Consider the following 23,376-nt stretch of genomic DNA (forward strand, 5'->3'; position numbering starts at 1 on the left):
CTGTACAATTCAGACATTCGATAAGCATGAAAAACTATACTCTTATAGGCCCCTTTACGCAAATCTTGACCATGGCAGGCCTACCGCTAAAAGGACCCCTATCCGACGAGCAATTACCGATATTGGAAAATGGGGGTATTATTATGATGGATGAAAAAATTCACGCCATAGGACCTTATCCTGAAATACAAGCGGAAGCAAACCTCCTAAATGCCGAAAATATACATATCCAATCCAACATGGTATGCCTTCCTGGCTTAATAGATGCCCATACCCATATTTGCTTTGGCGGAAGCAGGGCCAAGGACTATGCCCTACGCAATTCCGGCAAAACCTATCTCGAAATTGCCAAATCCGGTGGTGGAATCTGGGATACCGTTACCGAAACTAGAAAGGCCACTAAAATCTCCCTAATAGAGGGTGTCAAAAAAAGAGCGGACAGACATTTGACCCATGGAGTGACCACTATAGAAGTAAAAAGTGGCTACGGACTTTCGCTACAGGAGGAACTAAAAATGCTGAGGGCTATTGCACAAGCCAATGAAGAATGCCAGCCCGACCTGATTCCTACCTGCTTGGCGGCACATATGGTCCCCAAAGATTACCAGGGAAGTCCAGCAGATTATCTATCGGAAATCAGCACTTTACTGTTTCCAATTTTAAAAAAGGAAAAGTTAGCCAATAGAATCGATGCCTTTTTGGAGGAAGGGGCCTTTTCCCTTTCTTTGATAGCTCCCTATTTTGAAAAGGCAAGGGAAATGGGATTTGATATTACCGTACATGCCGACCAATTTTCGACAGGTGGTAGTGATGTTGCAGTTAAATATAAGGCAGTAAGTGCAGACCATTTGGAAGCCAGTACAGAAATAGAAATTCAGCTACTGGCCAAAAGCAATACCGTGGCCACTGCCTTGCCCGGTGCCTCTATAGGATTGGGTTGCAACTATGCCCCTTCCCGCCGATTGTTGGATGCTGGAGCAGCCTTGGCTATTGCAAGTGATTGGAATCCAGGTTCCGCCCCAATGGGCAATTTATTGCTTCAGGCCGCTGTTCTGGGCGCCTCTGAAAAACTCTCCAATACCGAGGTGTTGGCCGGGATTACTTTTAGGGCAGCTGCGGCTTTGAACTTAAAGGATCGCGGTATACTACAAACTGGATTATTAGCAGATCTTATTGCATTTCCAACCAAGGATTACAAAGAAATTCTTTACCAGCAAGGAATGATGCCACCTTCCCTTGTCTGCAAAAAGGGAAAATTAGCAGTCGGCAATAACTAAAAAAGGACCCGAACGATGACGAAAGAAAATTTAAAAACTCAAATACTTCAGGGTATTCCACAAGAATTGCCTGCCAAAAAAGTCTATCCCAAGCATGCCAATAGAGCTCCCAAACGTAAGGATATCCTCTCCTTAGAGGAGAAAAAATTGGCCATACGCAATGCCTTGCGCTATTTTCCTCCGGATTGGCATGAAATACTCGCTAAGGAATTTGCAGTGGAATTGAATACTCTGGGGAGGATATACATGTATCGCTTTAAACCAGATTATCCCATTTATGCCAGACCAATTGATCATTATCCCGCCAAAAGTACACAGGCAGCCAGTATAATGCTGATGGTACAAAACAATTTAGACCCCCAAGTAGCACAACATCCCGAAGAACTTATAACCTATGGGGGCAATGGTGCCGTTTTTCAGAATTGGGCGCAGTATCTTTTGACCATGCAGTATCTGGCCAATATGACCAACGAACAAACCCTGCACATTTATTCCGGGCATCCCATGGGGCTATTTCCTTCCTCCAAAGAGGCCCCTAGAGTGGTGGTCACCAACGGAATGATGATCCCCAACTACTCCAAGCAGGATGACTGGGAAAAGTATAATGCCCTAGGGGTTACCCAATACGGACAAATGACGGCAGGGTCCTATATGTATATCGGGCCGCAAGGAATAGTTCATGGCACTACCATTACCGTCCTGAATGCCTTTAGAAAAGTCTTACAAAAAGAGGAATCCTCCAAAGGGAAAATATTCCTCACTTCAGGATTGGGGGGTATGAGCGGAGCCCAGCCCAAGGCGGGAAATATTGCCGGCTGTATAACCATTTGTGCGGAGGTAAACAGAGCTGCTGCACAAAAAAGACACCAGCAAGGCTGGGTAGATGAGCTTTTGGAAGACCTGGACCAATTGGTAAATCGAACCAGACAGGCCATTCAAAAAGAGGAAGTTGTTTCCTTGGCCTACATTGGCAACATTGTTGATGTCTGGGAACGATTTGACCAGGAAAACATATTCATTCATTTGGGTTCCGATCAGACCTCCCTTCATAACCCATGGTCAGGGGGATATTATCCCGCTGGCCTAACGTTTGAAGAATCTAATCAGCTTATGAGGATCAATCCTGAATCTTTTAAGCAAAAAGTACAGGCTTCACTAAGAAGACAGGTTGCCGCCATTAACAAACATACCTCCAAAGGGACTTACTTTTTTGATTATGGCAATGCCTTTCTATTGGAGGCTTCAAGAGCTGGAGCGGAAATAATGGCTGAAAATGGGCAGGAATTTAGATACCCCTCTTACGTGCAAGATATTTTAGGTCCTATGTGTTTCGATTACGGATTTGGACCCTTTAGATGGGTATGCACCTCGGGAGACCCCATGGATTTGCAAAAGACCGATGATATTGCACTGCAAACTTTGGAAGAAATCAAGATTAACGCACCCGCTGAGATTCGACAGCAAATAAAGGACAATATAAAATGGATCCGGGAAGCCTCATCCAATAAATTGGTCGTAGGATCACAGGCCCGAATTTTATATGCAGATGCAGAGGGTAGGGCCGAAATAGCATTAGCCTTCAACGCTGCTATAAACTCCCGAGTAATCAGTGCGCCTATTGTTTTGGGACGGGACCACCATGATGTTGGTGGTACAGATTCTCCCTTTAGGGAAACGAGCAATATTTATGACGGCAGTAAGTTTACTGCAGATATGGCTATTCACAATGTCATAGGCGATAGTTTTAGGGGCGCCACATGGGTATCCATTCACAATGGTGGTGGTGTAGGTTGGGGAGAAGTCATCAACGGTGGTTTCGGTTTAGTCCTGGATGGTTCCGATGACGCCGCGAGGCGCTTAAAAAACATGCTTTTCTACGATGTAAATAATGGGATATCCCGAAGAAGTTGGGCCAGAAATAAAGAAGCATTATTTGCAATAAAACGGGAAATGGCCCGCACACCGGAATTAAAGGTTATTTTACCAAATTTGGTGGAAGATGACTTAATCAATGATTTGTTCAATTACTGATATCATTATCAACAAAAATTTATTATCAATTCCTTCGGAGTAGAAATAGCCTCTTTTGTTGAATTCAGTCCCCAATTATCTTTCTTGACAGTTTTCAAATGCCATATTAATAGCGGCGGGCCAAGGGTGAAACTTTTCTTATAAACTAAACGCTAAGGAGTTTCTAAGGGAAGGTTTTCCTTAACCCATACAAGATTATTTTTGGCTCGTTCAAATGTTGGGTCAATTTGCAATGCTTTGGTTAGAGCCGCTATGGCCTCTTTACGGTTCTTCAAAGCCATATAGGCACTTCCTATATTATTATAGGCAAATTTATTTTCTGAGTCCAATTCCAATGCTTTCTCCGCTGCAAGAATACATTTTTCATATAGCTGAAGATTATAATATTCCAAACTTAAATCAATATAATTTCCCACAGAAGGATTTTTTTCTACCAACTCTTCAGCCGATTTTAACGAATCCTTCTCTGTGTTTTTATTAGTCAGGTAAAAGTTGGCGAATGAATCTCCGGGCGTTATTTTTAAAGTTTCATCAACTAATGCTTCTAAATTTTCATATTCATGCAAACTGTCATATATTTTCATTAATAGATGCCTCGTTTTCAAATCGAGCTTACTTAATGAAAAAGCCATTTTCGCATTGGACAAGGCCTCCTGAAGGCGACCTTTCTTAAAAAGGAATTCAGCATAAAAATGATAACTTCGAGGATACTTGGACCCATATTCAATTGCTTTTTTATAATAGTTTTCAGCTACCTCTGGTTTATTCAGTTCATTGTTAACTATGGCCAGATTTATATATAAAGTTGAATAATACGGGGTATAGATAAGGGCTCTTGTAAAATAATCCAATGCTATATCGTATTTACCTATGGCCATTTGAGTTAAACCATAATTCATTAGTCCCCGTCCGTTTTGTGGGCTCTTTATAGTTACATCTTTCCATAAGCTTTCTTCTGAATGCCAGACTTCGTTACGTTGTCTTGTTCCTGTTATAAAAGCTGAGAGAACAATAACACCTAATAGTAGTACGCCGTATTTATAAATAGGTTTTGTATTTATGGTTGATTGACGGTTGATTATTAAAACTCCGATTGACCAAGCAACACTTAGCGATAATCCTACAAATGGAAAAAACATACGATGATCATTGGTAACCTCAGCAAGCGGTAGAAAACTCGAGGTAGGTATCAGAGAAATAAAAAACCAAATAATTCCAAAAGCTATGGGCTTGGTTTCTGCTTTTTTTGAGGTCTTGAATGCTATTACCATCATGGCAACAATAAAAGCAAGTCCCGCAAAAATTCGTTCATCAAACAAATTTGAAAAAGCTACCCAGTCAGTGTCGGCAGATAAATTAGTTGGAATGAAAAAGGTAAAGAAGTAACGGAATAAAACCCAAGGTTGAGTAATCAAATAATTCAATGTTGAAGTGCCACCTGGTTCAAATGCTGAATTTTGCATTTTTACAACAAAAAGACCCAAAAGGCCACAAACGAGAAAAGCAGGCAATGTTTGAAGAAATGCTTTCTTGATAACAGCCATTCCTTTTTTGCTAAAAATTTCGAACAAAGAATTTTCAGATTCAAATAGCAGCACGTAGAAAAATAAAATCGGAGCAAACATAGTTGCAGGTTCTTTGATAAGAATTCCGATTATTAATGGAACTAAATACAAAAAAAACTTACGCTTTACAGGATAGGCAATGTATACGTAGAATGCTGCAACTACACATAGCGTGGACAAAGAATCGCCCCGTTGATAGATATAATTTATCGTTTCTGCATTTGCAGGATGAAGTCCGTAAATAGCTACGGCGAAAAGTGCAAAATAATCCAACCATTCGCTTTGAGTAATTTTAGATAGTATTTCTCTGAACAGTAAAAACATGATTATCAGTTGAACCAAAAACCAAATAAACGTACTCAAGTGGAAATAAAAAGGGTTGTAACCTTTTCCTATATAATAGTCAATTGCTAAAGATGTCATTGTCAGGGGTCTATATACCTGATGGGTAGCCAAAGTAGAAGAGGTAGTGGCATCTTTGAAAAAAGATGGAATGTTTTTTATGTCTTGAACATATGGATTATCTACTATTTGATTAAAGTCATCAAATACAAAACCATTGTCAAAGTGGTTTGTGTAGGTGAGGGTAACAGCTATTAATATAAGCAACAATAGCAGTAGATTTTGTATTCTTTTATTCATAAGTTTTCATTAGAATTAAGTGGCTATCGATAAACTTCCTTATGGTTAAATACTATAAATGACTTAATTATTATACCCCATCCAAAAATTTAACGTTTTGGATAGTTCCGATAATACTTGAAAGGAAACTCAAAAAAATTGTCTGAATACCTATAATTATCATCACTATCGATGGAATCAAAATTCTGAATGATGCGCTCAGGTCGGTTATCCGGCCATAATCGTCCTGTCTCCAGTTCAAAAATAAATCTAAACTTAAATAAAAACCAACAACGAATATGAATAAGCCTGTAAGCACTCCTTTTTCAAGGTTAAAAAAGCTAAATATATTCAAGAAGCTTTTTTTAATTGGAATCAGACCTTGATTAATTGCATAAATTGTACTGAGATATGAAAAACTTAGCATCTGATAACTTAATACCATTCCGGCCCCACAATAGGTTAGTGTATGTAAATCAAACGTCAATTTATTGGCATGGATAGGATTCATGCTTATTATTACAAATAGAATTGTTGAAATCAAAAACAAGATCAATCCCGGGTAAAAGAATAACCATTTGGGGCTGTACATTAATAAAAATTTCAAATGTCTCCACCCGTCTCTCCATGTTCTTAAATGGGGAGGTCGGCTTCTACCATCTTTCGATAATATTGTTGGTACTTCTGTAATTTTTAATTTAAAAATGCTTGCTTTGACAATCATTTCGGAAGCGAATTCCATTCCTGTTGTCCTTAGTTCAAGTTTTTGAATACTTTCTTTTTTAAATCCTCTTAATCCGCAATGAAAATCCCTTATTTTAATTTTAAAAAAAAGTCGTCCAATGAATGAAAGAACCGGATTACCCAGGTATTTATGTAAAAAAGGCATCGCCCCTTTTTCAATACCCCCTTTGAACCTGTTGCCCATTACTAAATCATCCCCCTCTCTTAATTTTAACACAAATGGCATCAGGTTCGAAAAATCATAGCTGTCATCGGCATCTCCCATAATTATAAATTTGCCTTTTGAAGCTTCGATAGCTCCCATTAACGCCGCCCCGTACCCTTTTTTATCAATATGTACAACCTGAGCCCCGTTTCTCTGGCATATTTCAATAGAGCCATCCGTACTTCCATTATCGCCGACTACAACCTCTCCAGATATATTATTTTCTATTAATGAATTTTTTGCTTTTTTTATACATATTTCTATCGTTTCCGCTTCATTTAAACATGGAATTACTATAGATAATTCAATATTTTTTTTCTGTTCAACCATAGGTTTCATTTTTTGAAAGTTAAATGCAGTACATTTTTGCTACTAAATTTTTTTAGTTCCTTTTATTTGAAATTTTCCGGCTCAAGACGTTCAAATACAAACAAATTATTTAATCCAAATTGAAATTTTCGTTTCTTCACGAGCTTAAAAAACGGAGCCCTAAAAATCTGTTCTGTATGTTCGGGTATAAAGCCGTAATGCTCTTCCAAACTCATGCCATCAATCAATTTCAATTTGAGTAAAATGTCAAGGATGTAATCTACTTGTGGTGAAGGAACCGTAATAATAAGTCGACCATTAGGTTTTAGAAACTTATAGCAGCTTAATGCCATTGGGGTTTGCTGGGAAGATGGAATGTGCTCTAATACTGCCAACATCGTTATAATGTTGAATGTTTCCTCTTGAGGACAAGCTTGCGGAAAATAACCTGGGTATAAAGTATAAAGGTCCTTTTCAATTATTTCCTTTAAAGTTGGATCAACACCTACGCTTTTCCCTATTAATGTTCTAAGTTTTTCAAACATTATTCCATCCGCACTTCCAATATCCAAAATACTATCATTATTCCTAATATAGGCCTTAGCTTTCTTAATACGCATATTTCGTAAATAGCGGTCCAATAACTTCATAGTAAACAAATTTTGTGGTGAATTATTCTATTCGATTGCAAAGCACGTAGTATGTTCAGCTGATTCATAAACTTTGCCCTGTAAATCTGGCCAACGGCCTGTAAATTATCAAGTTTATACAAATAGATACCTATTTGAGCAAGTGGTTGTGACATATTTCCAATTAGCACTAAAATTCATTTAATAGTTGGACTGGTCCAATATTCAATCATCTACAGTCTCATTCAGAAAATGAAGATTCTTATTATCAGTTTCTATATCCATACTTTTTCTCAAACCGAAATATGGAGCCAAAGTTATGTGCGTAAATCCAGTCTTTAAACTTCTGGCCATTATTACCCCAGCTATAATCAAGTTTTGCGAAACTCCAAGACAAAGGATAAATATAGACCTTATTTCAAGTGAAAACCGCATTAAAATTCATTTTCCTTTTGTCCTTATTGAATTGTTCGCCGTGTCCAAAATTCAAAATAACAAATAAATTATCGACATACAAAGCGGGCACAAACAATCATTGATGACAGTGGCTTGCCTAAAAAACATATCGATTCAATTTATTGACCTATTGATATTAGACCAGAAAAGTATATTCCGTTCTAAAAATCCAATTCTGAATTTAGGAGACTAATAGCAATCTAGAGAGTCTCAATTTCGTCTAATAAAAAACCATTGAATCCTTTAAACACTCATATAACCTGGAATCCAGAAGTACATGTACCGATAATTTTTTATGGAGGTATTTGCGGGAGGAACTAAAAAATTTTGGAAAGCAAACGATTGCAGTAGATATTCCATATTACATTACCTCCATAAACACCTTTGCCCCTACAGCTACCAATATGACCGTTACCCTATCCATTATCTTAGGCTTTCAGCTTATCCTTCAGGCCATACAATACGACATAATCAATACCCCGAAAACACATTAAAAGACAAAGACTTTCTTACAAAAAATATTGCGGTTCAGTTGCTCCTGTCCAAGGGAAAAACACTAATATTGATAACGATATTTTCTAGGATAGCGAATAAGTTATTCAACCATACTGTTCAAAGTTCACGGAGTATCGATGAATTGGTCAACTAGGGCATCAACCTTTAAAATTCAGTAAAAATGCATACCTATTCCAAAACGGACCCTTTACTTTGGACAGGACGCAAGTCTGGCCAACAGCTTTATCTTCATGAAAAGGTGATTTGCGTTGATCTTAATTCCGAGGAAATCCCGAGCATAAATGAAAAGTCTTGGGCAATACTGGGATATGCCTGCGATGAGGGCGTAAAAAGAAATGAAGGGAGAATTGGTGCTGCTTTGGGCCCAGATGCCATCCGTAAACAGCTCGCCAAACTCCCAAACCACCTTACGGAAAACACTTTATTGATAGATACGGGAACGGTAGATTGCAAGGATGGCGATTTAAAAAAAACACAGACCGTCTTGTCGCGTACCGTCTCGCAACTGCTTAAGAAAAACACTTTCCCCATTCTTTTGGGAGGAGGACATGACATTGCTTATGGCCATTATAACGGTTTAAAAAAGTATCTCGCCACGGAAGGCAATAGTAAATCCATTGGCATCATTAATTTTGACGCCCATTTCGATTTACGAAGTAATCAAACCAATAATAATTCCGGCACACCCTTTTATCAAATTGCACAAGAATGCGAACTGGACCAGTCAAAATTCCGTTATATGTGTTTGGGAATCCGCGAAGATGCCAATAACAGGACCCTTTATGACACAGCAAAGGACCTAGGCGTCTCCTATTTTGAAAAAACAAACTTCAACCTCCTACATTTTAATAAAATAAAGGATAAAATAGCGCAATTTACCAAGGAGGTGGATTATGTATACACCACAATAGATTTGGACGGATTTTCCTCAGCCTACGCGCCTGGCGTAAGTGCCGCTTCCCCAATGGGTTTCTCCCCGGAAATTGTCCTGGAATGCCTGCAAGTTATAATTGCATCAAAAAAAATGATAAGCCTCGATATCGCTGAAATGAATCCCACTTACGATATTGACCATCAAACGGCAAAATTGGCCGCTTCCCTTGTTCATTTCGTGATCCACCAAAGCCAATAATATTGTATGTTCTTTTAACCCATTATTAATCCCAACAAGGAACAAGCCTTATTCCAACCAAGATTGGAAATACTTGCCATCATCAATAGCCAAGGCCGCCTTTGTAAGTTGCAAGGGCCTAAAAGTATCTATCATTACCGCCAACTCTTCGGTTTTGGATTTTCCAATACTGGCTTCATAAGTACCGGGATGCGGGCCATGAGGAATCCCTGCAGGATGCAACGAAATATATCCTTGGTCTATATTCTTTCTGCTCATAAAATCACCATCCACATAATACAATACCTCGTCCGAATCTATGTTGGAGTGATTGTAAGGTGCCGGTATGGATTGGGGGTGATAATCATACAAACGCGGCACAAAGGAGCAGACAACAAAGGCAGAAGTCTCAAAAGTCTGATGCACTGGAGGTGGTTGATGCACACGCCCGGTAATTGGCTCAAAATTATGAATGGAAAAACCATAAGGATAATTATAACCGTCCCAACCTACTACGTCAAAAGGGTGGGAAGCATAAACCAAATGATGTAACTGACCTTGTTTTTTAATTTTGATCACAAAATCGCCTATCTCATCATAGGTCTGTAAGTTCTGTGGCAATTTAAAGTCGCGCTCACAAAATGGAGAATGCTCCAAATGCTGTCCAAACCAGTTTCTATATCGCTTCGGCGTGTAAATGGGATGATAAGATTCCGCAATCAACAATCTGTTTTCCTGAGTATCAAAAGTAATCTGGTAGATCATTCCTCTTGGAATTACAAGATAATCCCCGTACTCGAACTTAATTTCTCCCAACATCGTTTTTAAAACTCCCGTACCTTTGTGCACAAACAGCAATTCATCCGCATCGGCATTTTTATAAAAATAATCTGTTAGGGATTTTTTGGGTGCCGCAAGCGAGATATGTACATCGGAATTGAACAACATTACACTTCTACTTTCCAAATAATCGTTCATGGGAACTACTTCAAAACCTTTTAGCAATCTGGACTTAATATTATGGGAGACCATAGCTTTTGGGGAAACATCGAATGACTTACCCGCTTCCTTTACCATTGTTGGTCTATGCAAGTGGTACATGAGCGATGACATTCCATCAAAACCAATGGTTCCGAACAATTGCTCATAATGCAGACTGCCGTCCTTTTTTTTGAAAATGGTATGTCTTTTGGGGGGAATTTTACCTAATTTGTGATACAAGGGCATAGTTATATCCTTATTAATGATTCCTTTCTAAAAATACGATAAATTAAGGAGTATCTGAAATATTAAATTTCAATTAATAATGATGCAATGATTGGATTTATGTATTTAATTGACTCATACAATTTTTCGTATTAACCTTGGCAGAAGATCAGAATGAATGATTTAAATCCCCTAAATCATCACTTTGGGAAGAATACAAACAAAAAAAGCCTCCCAAAATGGAAAGCCTTTCATCGGCGCTTGTCGGTCCAAATTTACATCCGGACAAATCGACAAATACAACCTTGCCTCAATTTGCATTGAGACACAACACAACTGGACAAAGATAGTAAAGGTTTTTAGATTTTCATTGTTTGGACACGCTTATTTGGACAATCCTTTTAGGTCCCAATATAGATTGATCAGAGTACAAAGTTAAATCCTGATTCTTCCAACTTTTTGTACTTGTCGTAATCGAACCTATACAAAAAAGCACCTTTTTTAGATGTGGATTTATCCTTCTCGTCCAATTTTATCAGCAAATCGAAGGATAGTAATTTTTTTCTAAAATTGCGATCATCCAATTTGGTCTGGTGGATGGCCTCGTATAATGATTGAAGCTGTGGAATAGTAAATTTTTCAGGGAGAAGCTCAAACCCAATAGGCTTGTGCGTAGTTTTCTGCCTTAGTCGGTCCAAGGCATCTGCGATCATAGCATTATGATCTAGTACCAGTTGGGGAATATCTTCCAAGGCAAACCATTTGGCTCCATGCAATTCCACCTGTTCCCTGTCATAGTCATTAATTCTGATCAATGCATATTGGGCCATGGAAATACATCTTGCGCCAGAATCCCTGTCCACATCACTATACACCCTTAGTTCCTCCAAAAAAATATTCTCCAGGCCAGTAAACTGTAAAAGAACACGGCGCGCAGCATCTGGGACACTCTCCTCTTCATTTACAAAACTGCCGATCAGGGACCACTCCCCTTTAAGAGGATCTATTCTCCTTCTAAAGACCAAGAGCTTCAAAATGCCCTCATCAAAACCAAAAACAATACAATCTGTTGCCACAAGTATTTTGGGCTGCGCAATATAAGGGCTATTATTCTCCAAGGCCGTCATTTAAACTATAATGCACTAAAATATCAAAAATATATATCAAATCATCAAAAGCCCAAATTTTAAACCCCTAAACCCATTCATAAGCAGCAAAAATTTATAGCTATGGCCAAATCCAACTTTCTATTTTCATCCAATTACCTACAATTTCCTCTAACACATTTAGCAGTCATTTAACAATAAACCTCCTTCATTTTGAATAACTTGTAGTAAAAAAAAGATGAAAAATACTGCTATGTTCTGGGTAGCCGCAACAACCATGGTCCTAATTTCCTTGACTATAATGGCGGCTATGAACTTTCCATTTAATTGGGTTTTTTACATTACCGTACTAGGGCAAATAATGCTCGTATATATGGTTTTCAGAGTGCTTACGGATAACTATACTACAGATAAGACATTTAAGGACTTCTATGAGGATTGTCCACTAAGGGGTGAAATTAATTAGAGGCCGATATTTCCTTTCCTTTTTTGCTATTTGGAGGGGTTCCCATACCCAATTCCGGTATTACCAATAAGGGGATTTGAGTGTGAAAGGCCAATCTTTTAATTACGGGTTCACGCGTCATTTTTTCCATATAACTATGCTGATAATTAAGCATGGCCAACAGGTGTATGTCCAATTCATTTGCAAAGACCTCCAAGGTCTGGGAAACCGAATTCAATTCTGAAACCGTATGCACATAATGCTCAACCTCACCAATGTACTTCCGCAACATATTAAGGTTGAATTGCTGGACTTCGGTGAGCGATTTAATTTCGTATTGTACATGTACTATCCTAATAGCGGCCTTAAAGGATTTGGCCATTTCCAATAGGGGCCTCAATTCAGAAGTCGTGTAAAATCTATTGAAATCTGTTGCAAAAGCTATTTCGGAAGGAGTCTTAAATTTAAAGTGTTGGGGAATTGCCAGTACCGGGCAGTTCTTTATAGATTTTATTATTCTAACGGTATTGCTCCCCATGAAAACTTCCTCCAATCCGGATGAACCTTTTGTTCCCGTAATTACCAAACCGATTTGATGGGTCTCTATAATATTCTTTATTTCATCTACCAATAGACTAAAGGAAGAAATAGCAATAAACTTATGTTTGGGATTATGGTACTTTTCCTGGATCTTTGACAAAAGCTGATCCAAACCTTTTTCGGAATTATGCTTCACTACATCTTCACAAGCTTTGCCTCCGGCACCTGTCGCCATAAACCTACTATGGGCTATGGTTGGGGTATATGTATTTAGAATATAAAACTCGCACTCTTCATGCTTATAAAGGGAAATTGCATATTTGGTTGCATTCCAAGCATTGGGAGAAAAATCTGTAGGTAATAATATCTTTTTCAAACTATTTTATATTTTATTAGAACTCTGGTTAGGAGCTAAAACCATGGGGTAAAATTATGGGAAGTCAAAAACCTGAACTATGACATTTATCAGCTTTTTGGGTTGATATTCCAAGGCTAAAAAACTTCGGAAGTAGGGGAATCTTGAAGGTAAGTATTACCCATTATCCGCAAAAAAATGAAGAAATAGAACTCACAAGTATTTGTGGAAATTAGGGAACCGAGCAATGTAGGCTACAATAGAAACAAGAAGAAACAGAATTACTGGAATCAGGACCCCTTGGCAACTTCATTAAGGCCATTTCTGTCAGCTATGGCCACTTTTTTTCCAAAGGCTTTAATCAACCCTAATTTTTTGAAATCTGAAATAATCCGTATGGCAGATTCTGTAGCCGTACCTACTACATTGGCAATATCTTCCCGAGATAATGTTAAGGCCAAATAGCCGTTCTTATCCTTTCCAAAATTTTCCTCTAAATATATAAATGCTTCGGCTATCCTTTGCTTCACGGTTTTTTGCGACATATTTACAATAACATCATCGGCCTCTTTTAAATCGTGGGCTATATGCCTCAATACTTCTACAGCAAAATTGGGATTGCTGTTAAGACTATCCATAATGGCATCTTTGGGAACAAAACAGACCTCCATATCGTTTACTGCAATTGCACTTAGGTTGGCCACTTCTTCGGTAATTACGGAACGCTGTCCCAAGACAGCACCTTTTGTCGCCAGTTTTACTATTTGATCCTTACCGTTTGGACTTAATTTGGACAACTTGGAAACTCCGTCCCTTACACAAAAAACACCATTAAGCTTGTCTCCTTCGCCAAAAATGGTTTCACCTTTTTTTACTAATTTGGTAGTTTTAGTATCTGAAACCCTTTTCAACTCTTCCTTGCTCATTGCCCGCAAGGAATTGAATTGACGAATAATACAATTTTCACATCTGCCCATAACTAAAAATTTACCTGATATGGCAAATTTAAAGGTTCTTGGCAGAGAAAAAACTGACAATTATCATGTTTATAAATGGCAATCATGAGCATCTTTGCATGCAGGTATTAAGCAAATAATCTATGGATAAGGCAACGTGCTATCATTGTGGTGACGATTGCGGGAACAATCCCATAAATCATAACGACAAAAATTTTTGTTGTGTTGGGTGTAAAACCGTTTATGAGATTTTCTCCAACAACGACCTGTCCTACTATTATGACCTGCAGTCTGCCGCAGGTGCATCCCCTAAGGAAGTGGAGGGTAAATATGACTTTCTTGAATCCCAAAGCATTGTAGAAAAACTGATCGAGTTTAACGATAATGGTACCCAGATTATTAATCTATACATTCCCCATATTCATTGCAGTTCCTGTATTTGGATATTGGAAAACCTGAACAAACTTAATAAGGGCATAAATAGTTCACAAGTAGACTTTCCCAAAAAGACCGTGAGGGTCACCTTTAACTCCAACAGGGTTTCACTTAAAGAGTTGGTGGTGCTAATGTCCAGGATCGGTTATGAACCTTATATTTCCTTGGACGATTATGACAAGACCAAAAAAGGAACGGACCGCAGTTTGTCCTATAAATTGGGTATTGCCGGTTTTGCCTTCGGAAATGTAATGTTTCTTTCCTTCCCTGAATATTTTGAGGTAGGGGAATTTTGGCTGGAACAATTTAAAGGGGTTTTTAGATGGCTTATGTTTGCCTTTTCCCTGCCTGTAGTTTTCTATGCGGCCCAAGATTATTTTATATCGGCATACAAGGGACTAAGATCTAGGTTTTTAAATATTGATATCCCAATTGCACTGGGTATTTTGGTTTTATTCCTTCGGAGCACCGTAGAAATCATTTTCGATTGGGGATCGGGTTTTTTCGACAGCCTTACTGGTTTGGTCTTCTTTTTACTACTAGGCAAATTCTTTCAACAAAAAACATATTCCTACCTGTCTTTTGAACGGGATTATAAATCCTACTTCCCTATTGCCGTTACCAGGATAACAAGTAAAAATACCGAAGAGAACACTCAGGTATACGATATTAAAGCTGGGGATAGGCTCCTTATAAGAAATGGGGAACTAATTCCTGTAGATGCTATTTTGATCAACGGAAATGCCAAGATCGACTACAGTTTTGTAACGGGCGAATCGGAACCGGTGGACAAGAAATCGGGAGACAAGGTTTATGCCGGCGGAAGACAGATAAGTAGTGCAATAGAAATTGAAGCTATAAAATCTGTTTCCCAAAGCTATCTTACACAACTATGGAGCAATGCCGTCTTCCAACAGGATAAATCGGGAAGCTTTCAAACCTTGACAGACAGTATCGGCAAAAGATTTACCGTTGCCGTCCTGACCATTGCTTTCGTCTCTGCAATAATATGGTTAATAATAGACCCTAGTAAGACTATAAATGTATTTACCGCCGTGCTCATTATTGCCTGCCCTTGTGCAATTGCTCTGGCAGCCCCTTTTACCTTGGGCAATATGTTGCGGATTTTTGGTCGCCACGGATTTTACCTAAGGGACACCCAGACCATAGAACAATTGGCTCAAATAGACACCGCTATATTCGACAAAACAGGTACTATTACCACTGCCGAAAAGGGAAACGTATACTATGAAGGTTTTGAATTGACCAGCGAAGAGGAGTCTTTGTTAAAAAACACCTTACGCTCCTCCAATCACCCATTGAGCAGAAAACTTTATGATATGTTGGCGGAACAAAACATTGTACCGTTAGAAGAATACGAGGAACATTTGGGCCAGGGAATAAAAGGTTCAACGGTTACGGACAGTGTTAAAATTGGCTCTGCCTCCTTTGTTGGCAATTCCGAAACGAACCATATTGACAGTACCTCGGTGCATTTAAGCTCTAACGACCAATACAAGGGCTGTTTTATTTTTCAGAACCAATACCGGGAAGGGGTTGGAGAAACTTTCAAAACCATGTCGCGCGACATTGAATTGGCAATCCTATCTGGAGATAACGCAGGGGAAAGAGCCAACCTTACCAAATTATTGCCTGAGGGAACACCGCTATATTTTAATCAAAAACCTGACAACAAGCTCCAATTTATAAAGTCGCTCCAAGATCAAAACAAAAAGGTAATGATGGTCGGGGACGGACTAAATGACGCAGGAGCTCTGGCACAAAGTAATGTAGGCATAGCCATTTCGGAAAACGTAAACGTTTTTTCCCCAGCCTGTGACGGCATTCTTGATGCCAAAAATTTCAAATCGCTATACCAGTATATTCTGGCCTCAAGAAAAGCCATTAAGATCATAAAACTTAGTTTCATTCTTTCCTTAATGTATAACGTGGTAGGATTGTACTTTGCGGTAACGGGAGAATTGCAGCCTGTTATTGCGGCCATCCTAATGCCTTTAAGTTCTATCAGTATTGTCATATTCACTACCGTAGCAACAAACCTTCTGGGAAGAAAACTAGCGCAGAAATAGTCATCCCAAAAACAACTTTTGCGGACAGGAATAACTTAGTTATCAAAAAGGCAACTGTTTTGCAACAGTTGCCTTTTTAATTATTTATTGTGCGCTCGAGGTGACAGAATCCTTAACTTTAATTAATTGATAATCATTTATTTGAATTACAATTTAAATCGAAATCACCTTATCAACATCTCAATTACTTTAAGTTAAGGAAGGACCCTTCTCTTATTTCTGTTGCTCTAAATACGCCACCAAGGAAGCCATTTCTTCATAACTCAGGGCATTCACCAAACCAGAAGGCATCATTGAAGTATCCAACTCCTTTCTTTCGGCGATGTCGGATTTTTTTAATTGGGTAGCAATACCTGCAATATTTCTTATGGTCAGGTCCGTGGCCGATTCCTGGGTTACAAAACCAACATAATTATCCCCTCCTTTTGTCTGTATCTGTACCGTTGAAAATCCTTGGGAAATGGAGGCATTGGGCTTCAAGATAGACTCAGCGATCTGTTCCCTGTTCATAATAGAACCTATTTGACCCATAAACGGACCTTTCATTACTTCCCCAGAAGATACACTATGACAGGTAAAACAAGCTTGGGTCTTGAAAATTTCCTTTCCTTTTTCAGGATCACCCTTTATGCTTTTCAAAGCGATCATGATATCCTCAATGGAAGCCTCCCCGATCTGTCCTTTTTTGTTTTTGATCTTTTCTAGGTCAACCGTTGGCATATCCTCTTTGGGAGCCGTAAAATCAACGGTGCCAAAATCATCGATCGCCAATCTGTACTTACTGTTTAATTCTGCGTAAAGTTCCTTTTCATCTTCCGAAGACTTTTCCCATTCCCCCATTAAAAATGAGCGTATCACAGGGGTGTAATCCCATTCTACAGTTTTATAATACGGGCCATGGGTATCCGGGCGGGTGCTCCACCACCAAGAAGTATCATAGGGTGCTTCTTTATGATAAATACGTGCCAAGGTATTGACTATTTTATTCTTGAAAACGGCTTCTTCCGTATTTTCATAGGCCTTTATCATTCCATCAACAGCCTTGGGGCTATGCATATATCGCATTGCCCAAAGTGCCATATCCCTCTGATCGGTACCTAAGGCACTGATGCAGGCGTCCACAGCATCTAATTTAACCAATGCCTTGACAGCCAAATGCGGTACAATAATTTCGGCATTAGGCCTGGCATGAGGCCCTTCAGTCCCCATTTCTGGAGCTGTAAATGAATTTGGAACTGGAATCTCCAGTAATTCATTGGCCGCTTCCTTCTTGCCCAATCTGCCCAAACCAACAATAGCAGCCGCCTTTACCCTATCAGAGTCGGACTTCAATGCATTTAAAAATGGTTCTGTAGGTACTTTTTCTATTGTCCCCAAACGGTCCGACAAGGCCCTTAAGGCAAATTCTTGAACCTGTGGGTCTTCAGTTAATGAAACCAAACGATCAATTCCGCCTTCCCCCGCCAATTGGGCAAAAGTGAATATGGCAGTGGCGCGTACCTCCAGTGGCAAAGAGCTGTCTTGGGCCAATTCCCAAACATTATCGCCCCCTTTCCCTCTTTTTATCAATTCATACTGGGCACTTAAACGAGCCTTGGCATTACCTGCCTTTAGAAGATCCACCAAACTACCTGTCCAGTAGAAATCCTGTGGATTGTGAAATGGCTCATAATTATAGTTTTCAGGTAAAACCCTAACCACATAGCCTTTATCAGGACTTCCGGAATAGCCTGCACCATCCCAAGCAGAAAGATACATGGCACCGGCAGCATCCACATCCACATCGGTTATCTGCGGCAACTGAATAAACTCTTCCTCATCCTGTATAAAACTGGCCTTGTTTTCAGTAAGCCTGTGAAAATATAGATAGCTTCTGCCCCAATCGGCCATCATGGGAACATTGTTGTATTTTTCCGGCCAGCGGTTATCGTTCATATAAAGGGACCCTGTTCCGGAGCCACCTCCAACATCCACTAAGGCAGGAAGGATCTCTTCCGTAAAATGCTTGAATAGGACAGGATATCCATATTCCCCTGATTGTATCTGATGAATAAATCTAATGTTCCAGCCCCCACCATCATTGGTATTGCCCCTGGTGTAAATATTCATAAAAGGGTCAATGGCAACGTCGTAAATATTCCTCAACCCATGGGTATACACTTCCATTTCAGTTCCGTCCGGACGTACGCGCAGGACACCACCGCCCAACATGGTCAATTGTGTTCCATCACGATCTGTGGCATTGTGAAAACCGAAGTCGCCCACGGCAATATATATCCACCCGTCTATACCCATCTGAATGCCATTGGTAGCATGATCTGTTCCTCTATCTGCTAGGTATTTGGAATTACTCAAATTCTTTATTAAAACCTTGGCAGGACCGTCGGCCACTCCATCCTTGTCCTTATCTTCAAATACCACCAAGTCCATATTAAAAGCTTTTCCCGTTTCGGGCGAAAAAGTAGTATGCAAAACAAATACTTCATCCCCAATGGCCAAAATACCCCGAGGGTTATCTACCTGTGCAAATTCCGTATAGGAATCCATTATTCCATCGTGATTACAATCTACCAAACGTTTTATAAACCCTTTGTTCATCTCCTTCCCAAGGGAACCCATCATGTCTACCCCAACAAAGACCTCTCCGGTAGCAGCTACAGACATACAGGCAGGACTTGGCGTTAATTCAGGACCTGAAAACCCAGTAATATTCAAATCTTCGGGCCAATTAAGGACCTGGGCCAAAGAATCGCTGGAAGGATAATTTATTGCCTCAGTACTTGGGGTACACGGGACCTCCCCATGCTTACAACTAAAAAATATAAAACTTGAAAATAAAATAAATCCTGCCTTTTTAAACATAATCATTTCCGTTAAAATTTGTAATTACACCCTAGGGTAGAAAAACCAGTAAAGGTTTACCGGATTTTCAACAAAGTAGCGGCAAAACTAAAAATCTTTCCCATAAATCCATGATTAAATTGAATTATTACGGGCAGGGGAACATTATTTTAGATGAATCCCCATTATAAAAGTTATGCCCAATCTCAAATGAAACCTTTAATTTTTTAAAGATTCCATAGAGGATATCACATTAAAAATCAGGATATTTGAAAGGAGGGCAATTTAAAAATGTATTTGGGGAAAAGAACTTGTAATATTTTATCAAAAGCTGATAAATGTCATATTATTCCATAACCCCCATGTTTAGTTTTACGCCTTAATTCAGATAGGTATGAGTGTAATTTATTTATTGCTGGCATTGAGTATTGTTATAGCCGTCATCTTTTTTGCGGCTTTTATTATTGCTACCAAGAATGGTCAATATGATGATTCCTATACCCCATCCGTTCGTATGCTCTTTGAGGATGAGCTTGTAAAAAGTTCTTCCGAGAAGACCGAAGAAATATCTAACCAAAAAAGTGAAAGTCAAAAATTGTAATTATGGAAGTACAACAGTTTTATTACGATAACAAAATCGTAAAAAAATTCCTTTATGCAACTATGTTTTGGGGAATTGTAGGAATGACAGTGGGCCTTATGCTGGCGTTTATGTTTATGTTCCCAAATTATACCGATGGGATATCGTGGTTGAGTTTTGGCCGTTTAAGGCCCTTACACACCAACGCGGTTATTTTTGCCTTTGTGGGAAATGCCATTTTTGCGGGCGTTTATTATTCTACCCAGCGTTTGTTAAAAGCGAGAATGTACAGCGATGCACTAAGTAAATTTAATTTCTGGGGATGGCAAGCTATCATAGTAGCAGCAGCAATTACCCTGCCCTTGGGCTACTCATCATCCAAAGAATATGCAGAGCTGGAATGGCCTATAGATTTAGCCATTGCGGTGGTCTGGGTAGCCTTTGGCTGGAACCTTATCGGGACAATGCTAAAGAGAAGACAACGTCATTTATACGTGGCTATTTGGTTTTATCTGGCAACCTTTGTAACAGTTGCAGTACTTCATATCTTTAATAGTCTTGCCCTTCCCGTTAGTGCCTTCAAAAGTTATTCTGTATATGCAGGCGTACAGGATGCCTTGGTGCAATGGTGGTACGGACACAATGCCGTAGCATTCTTCCTCACCACACCTTTCTTAGGATTAATGTACTACTTTGTGCCCAAAGCGGCCAATAGGCCTGTATATTCCTACAGACTATCCATTGTACATTTTTGGTCCTTGATATTTATTTACATCTGGGCCGGACCTCACCACTTATTATATTCTACCTTACCTGAATGGGCCCAAAATTTAGGGGTCGCCTTTTCTATAATGCTGATCGCACCATCTTGGGGAGGTATGATCAATGGACTACTGACTTTGCGTGGAGCCTGGGATAAGGTAAGAACAGACCCGGTTTTGAAGTTTATGGTGGTTGCCATTACAGGATACGGTATGGCCACTTTTGAAGGACCCATGCTTTCCCTTAAAAATGTAAATGCCATAGCGCATTTTAGCGATTGGATTATTGCACACGTGCACGTCGGAGCCTTGGCCTGGAACGGATTCCTGACTTTCGGGATGATCTACTGGATGGTTCCAAAAATGTTCAAGACCAGATTGCACTCAATACCCATGGCCAATTTTCATTTCTGGATAGGTACCTTAGGAATAATACTTTATGCCCTTCCAATGTATGTTGCCGGTTTTACCCAAGCCTTAATGTGGAAAGAATTTAACCCGGACGGAACCTTGGCCTACGGTAACTTTTTGGAGACCGTAAATGAAATTATTCCAATGTACTGGATGAGGGCCATTGGTGGCACCATGTATATTATTGGGGCAATTGTTATGATCTACAACGTAGTTGTTACCATTAAGCAGGGCACAAAGGTAGAGGATGAATTGGCAGAGGCGGCAGCATTGACTACCGTATCCAAGAAAAGAACCGCTGGAGAAACTTTCCACACTTGGTTGGAGCGTAAGCCAATTCAATTGACCATTTTGGCTACCATTGCCATTTTAATAGGAGGGATAATCCAAATTGTCCCCACTATTCTGGTGAAGTCGAACATTCCAACAATTACCAGTGTTAAGCCTTATACCCCTCTGGAATTGGAAGGTAGGGATTTGTATATAAGGGAAGGCTGTGTTGGCTGTCACTCCCAAATGGTAAGGCCTTTCAGAAGCGAGGTTGAACGTTATGGCGAGTACTCCAAAGCAGGTGAGTATGTGTACGACCACCCTTTCCTTTGGGGAAGCAAGCGTACCGGGCCCGATCTTTTAAGGGTAGGTGGCAAATATTCGGACAACTGGCACTTGAACCATATGTATGACCCACAAAGTACCTCTTCCGGATCTATTATGCCTTCTTATTCATGGTTGGTGCGCAATAAACACGACAGAGGTAATATTCAGACCAAAATGGAAACCATGGTTACCCTGGGAGTACCATATTCCGATGAGGAGATTGCAAATGCCGAACAATCTATGAACGAGCAAGCTACCAAAATAGAAAAAAATCTATACTCAGATCCGGATTTTGCCAAAGGGTATGAAGAGGACAAAAAATATGCCGCTGAAAACGGGGAAGAATTCATAGAAATGAAGGATAGGGAAATTGTAGCTATGATAGCCTATCTACAACGTCTGGGTACAGATATAAAAATTAAGGAAACGGACGAAATAATTTCACAAAACAAATAAGTCATGCTAAAATTCGTAAAAGGTTATATGGAAAGCATAGATGGCGTTGCCACCTATCCCATGATATCACTGTTAATCTTCTTTTTGTTTTTTACCATTCTTTTCTGGTGGGTCTTTACCGCCTCTAAAGAACATATCAAGGAAGTTAGCGAAATACCATTAGAAACAGAAAACCAACCTAAAGAAGAATCGTTATGAGAAATATGTCACCTTGGTGGATAAGAGTCCCCTTAATCTTTTTCCTAATCTTCGGATTGATGGAGTATTTTATTGACTCCGGGGACAAACCCGCATTTATTGAATATCCTATCACCCTCATGTTTATGTTGATGGTGTTGTTCATATTGGTGGGTATTGAATTGATCCTAAAATCGGTGGAAAATGTAATGTTCCAAACCTTATCCCCTGAAGCGCAAAAGCGATATTTGGAATCCAAATCCAAGCAATGGGAGTGGAAATGGGGCAAAGCCTTCTGGAAGAAAATTACCGGAAACAAACCTGTTGAGGAAGAAAAGGAAATTATCCTGGACCACAATTATGACGGAATCCGTGAATTGGACAACAATCTTCCGCCTTGGTGGGTGTATATGTTCTATGCCACCATTATTTTTGGAGTGGTTTATTTGGCCCGTTTCCACGTCTTTAACGACTATACCCAAGACATGGAATACGAACAGGAAGTGGCGCAGGCCCAGATTGCAATTGAAGAGTATAAAAAGACCGCAAAAGGTTTGGTTGACGCCAATACGGTGGAACTATTGACTGAAGCCTCCGATATTAAGGCTGGTGGGGCCCTATACGGCGCCAATTGTGTAGCTTGCCATATGCCGGACGGCGGTGGTGGTATTGGACCAAATCTAACCGACGAATATTGGATTTTGGGAGGCGGTGTGAAAAACGTTTTCCATACCATTTCCGAAGGCGGAAGGGACGGAAAGGGCATGATAGCGTGGAAACAGACTCTTAAACCAGCCGAAATAGCCCAGGTAGCCAGTTATATCCTCTCGGAAATAAACGGCAAGACACCTGCCAATCCAAAGGCCGCAGAAGGTGAAATCTGGACTGGAGAGTAAACACTTAAAATATTATTAGGCACATTTTTACGCTTACGATTAATTACAATAAAGTAGAAA

18 protein-coding genes are annotated in these 23,376 nt (G+C 39.6%); 10 read left to right on the forward strand and 8 right to left on the reverse strand.

Annotated features, from left to right (window positions below; all coding sequences use genetic code 11):
- Positions 1 to 26: 26 nt before the first annotated feature.
- Entirely contained in the window at positions 27 to 1,277 is a 1,251-nt protein-coding gene (hutI, locus tag LV92_RS11315) for an imidazolonepropionase (RefSeq protein ID WP_111623764.1), read from the forward strand.
- Positions 1,278 to 1,292: 15 nt separating this feature from the next.
- Positions 1,293 to 3,308 carry a urocanate hydratase gene (locus LV92_RS11320; protein WP_111623765.1) on the forward strand — a complete coding sequence of 672 codons (2,016 nt, stop codon included), beginning with the start codon at positions 1,293 to 1,295 and terminating at the stop codon, positions 3,306 to 3,308.
- A gap of 152 nt (positions 3,309 to 3,460) precedes the next feature.
- Here LV92_RS11320 and LV92_RS11325 read toward each other — a convergent pair whose 3' ends face one another.
- The 3 genes from LV92_RS11325 to LV92_RS11335 form a co-directional block, all read right to left on the reverse strand.
- Positions 3,461 to 5,515 (reverse strand): tetratricopeptide repeat protein, encoded by a 2,055-nt coding sequence (locus LV92_RS11325; RefSeq protein ID WP_111623766.1) that lies wholly within the window; start codon positions 5,513 to 5,515, stop codon positions 3,461 to 3,463.
- A gap of 70 nt (positions 5,516 to 5,585) precedes the next feature.
- Positions 5,586 to 6,773, reverse strand: a complete 1,188-nt coding sequence (locus tag LV92_RS11330; RefSeq protein ID WP_111624117.1) for a glycosyltransferase family 2 protein — start codon at positions 6,771 to 6,773, stop codon at positions 5,586 to 5,588.
- 62 nt (positions 6,774 to 6,835) lie between these two features.
- Positions 6,836 to 7,402: a class I SAM-dependent methyltransferase gene (locus LV92_RS11335; RefSeq protein WP_111623767.1), complete on the reverse strand. Its 567-nt coding sequence runs from the start codon at positions 7,400 to 7,402 to the stop codon at positions 6,836 to 6,838.
- 740 nt (positions 7,403 to 8,142) lie between these two features.
- Here LV92_RS11335 and LV92_RS11345 point away from each other — a divergent pair.
- Together LV92_RS11345 and hutG are read left to right on the forward strand one after the other, a co-directional pair.
- Positions 8,143 to 8,331 carry a hypothetical protein gene (locus LV92_RS11345; RefSeq protein ID WP_111623769.1) on the forward strand — a complete coding sequence of 63 codons (189 nt, stop codon included), beginning with the start codon at positions 8,143 to 8,145 and terminating at the stop codon, positions 8,329 to 8,331.
- A 182-nt stretch (positions 8,332 to 8,513) separates the two neighbouring features.
- Positions 8,514 to 9,485, forward strand: a complete 972-nt coding sequence (gene hutG / locus LV92_RS11350) for a formimidoylglutamase (protein ID WP_111623770.1) — start codon at positions 8,514 to 8,516, stop codon at positions 9,483 to 9,485.
- Between the two features lie 48 nt (positions 9,486 to 9,533).
- Here the strand turns inward: hutG and LV92_RS11355 are convergent, their stop codons facing one another.
- Together LV92_RS11355 and LV92_RS11365 are read right to left on the reverse strand one after the other, a co-directional pair.
- Positions 9,534 to 10,691 (reverse strand): homogentisate 1,2-dioxygenase, encoded by a 1,158-nt coding sequence (locus LV92_RS11355; protein ID WP_111623771.1) that lies wholly within the window; start codon positions 10,689 to 10,691, stop codon positions 9,534 to 9,536.
- A gap of 401 nt (positions 10,692 to 11,092) precedes the next feature.
- Complete coding sequence (locus tag LV92_RS11365; RefSeq protein ID WP_111623773.1) at positions 11,093 to 11,797, reverse strand: NUDIX hydrolase; 705 nt, start codon at positions 11,795 to 11,797, stop codon at positions 11,093 to 11,095.
- 217 nt (positions 11,798 to 12,014) lie between these two features.
- On the opposite strand from LV92_RS11365, the gene LV92_RS11370 reads away from it, so the two are divergent.
- Positions 12,015 to 12,242, forward strand: a complete 228-nt coding sequence (locus LV92_RS11370) for a hypothetical protein (RefSeq protein WP_111623774.1) — start codon at positions 12,015 to 12,017, stop codon at positions 12,240 to 12,242.
- Here the strand turns inward: LV92_RS11370 and LV92_RS11375 are convergent.
- A complete protein-coding gene (locus tag LV92_RS11375) occupies positions 12,235 to 13,137 on the reverse strand; it encodes a universal stress protein (RefSeq protein ID WP_111623775.1) in 903 nt (300 codons plus the stop codon). The genes LV92_RS11370 and LV92_RS11375 overlap by 8 nt on opposite strands.
- 269 nt (positions 13,138 to 13,406) lie before the next feature.
- On the reverse strand, positions 13,407 to 14,093 hold the full coding sequence (locus tag LV92_RS11380) for a Crp/Fnr family transcriptional regulator (RefSeq protein WP_245946357.1): 687 nt from the start codon (positions 14,091 to 14,093) through the stop codon (positions 13,407 to 13,409).
- Between the two features lie 122 nt (positions 14,094 to 14,215).
- Here LV92_RS11380 and LV92_RS11385 point away from each other — a divergent pair, with 122 nt between their 5' ends.
- Complete coding sequence (locus LV92_RS11385; RefSeq protein ID WP_111623776.1) at positions 14,216 to 16,597, forward strand: heavy metal translocating P-type ATPase; 2,382 nt, start codon at positions 14,216 to 14,218, stop codon at positions 16,595 to 16,597.
- 213 nt (positions 16,598 to 16,810) lie between these two features.
- On the opposite strand, the gene LV92_RS11390 is transcribed toward LV92_RS11385, so the two are convergent.
- Complete coding sequence (locus tag LV92_RS11390; protein WP_211322964.1) at positions 16,811 to 19,465, reverse strand: DUF7133 domain-containing protein; 2,655 nt, start codon at positions 19,463 to 19,465, stop codon at positions 16,811 to 16,813.
- A 367-nt stretch (positions 19,466 to 19,832) separates the two neighbouring features.
- On the opposite strand from LV92_RS11390, the gene ccoS reads away from it, so the two are divergent.
- The 4 genes from ccoS to LV92_RS11410 are packed head-to-tail and all read left to right on the forward strand — an operon-like array spanning position 19,833 to position 23,316.
- Positions 19,833 to 20,039, forward strand: a complete 207-nt coding sequence (gene ccoS, locus LV92_RS11395; protein WP_111623777.1) for a cbb3-type cytochrome oxidase assembly protein CcoS — start codon at positions 19,833 to 19,835, stop codon at positions 20,037 to 20,039.
- A 2-nt stretch (positions 20,040 to 20,041) separates the two neighbouring features.
- Positions 20,042 to 22,243, forward strand: a complete 2,202-nt coding sequence (gene ccoN, locus LV92_RS11400; protein WP_111623778.1) for a cytochrome-c oxidase, cbb3-type subunit I — start codon at positions 20,042 to 20,044, stop codon at positions 22,241 to 22,243.
- A 3-nt stretch (positions 22,244 to 22,246) separates the two neighbouring features.
- Entirely contained in the window at positions 22,247 to 22,441 is a 195-nt protein-coding gene (locus tag LV92_RS11405; RefSeq protein ID WP_111623779.1) for a CcoQ/FixQ family Cbb3-type cytochrome c oxidase assembly chaperone, read from the forward strand.
- Positions 22,438 to 23,316, forward strand: a complete 879-nt coding sequence (locus LV92_RS11410; RefSeq protein WP_111623780.1) for a cbb3-type cytochrome c oxidase N-terminal domain-containing protein — start codon at positions 22,438 to 22,440, stop codon at positions 23,314 to 23,316. Before LV92_RS11405 ends, LV92_RS11410 begins: the two co-directional genes overlap by 4 nt.
- Positions 23,317 to 23,376 lie beyond the last annotated feature (60 nt).

The organism is Arenibacter echinorum (assembly GCF_003259375.1).
GTDB classification, from domain to species: domain Bacteria; phylum Bacteroidota; class Bacteroidia; order Flavobacteriales; family Flavobacteriaceae; genus Arenibacter; species Arenibacter echinorum.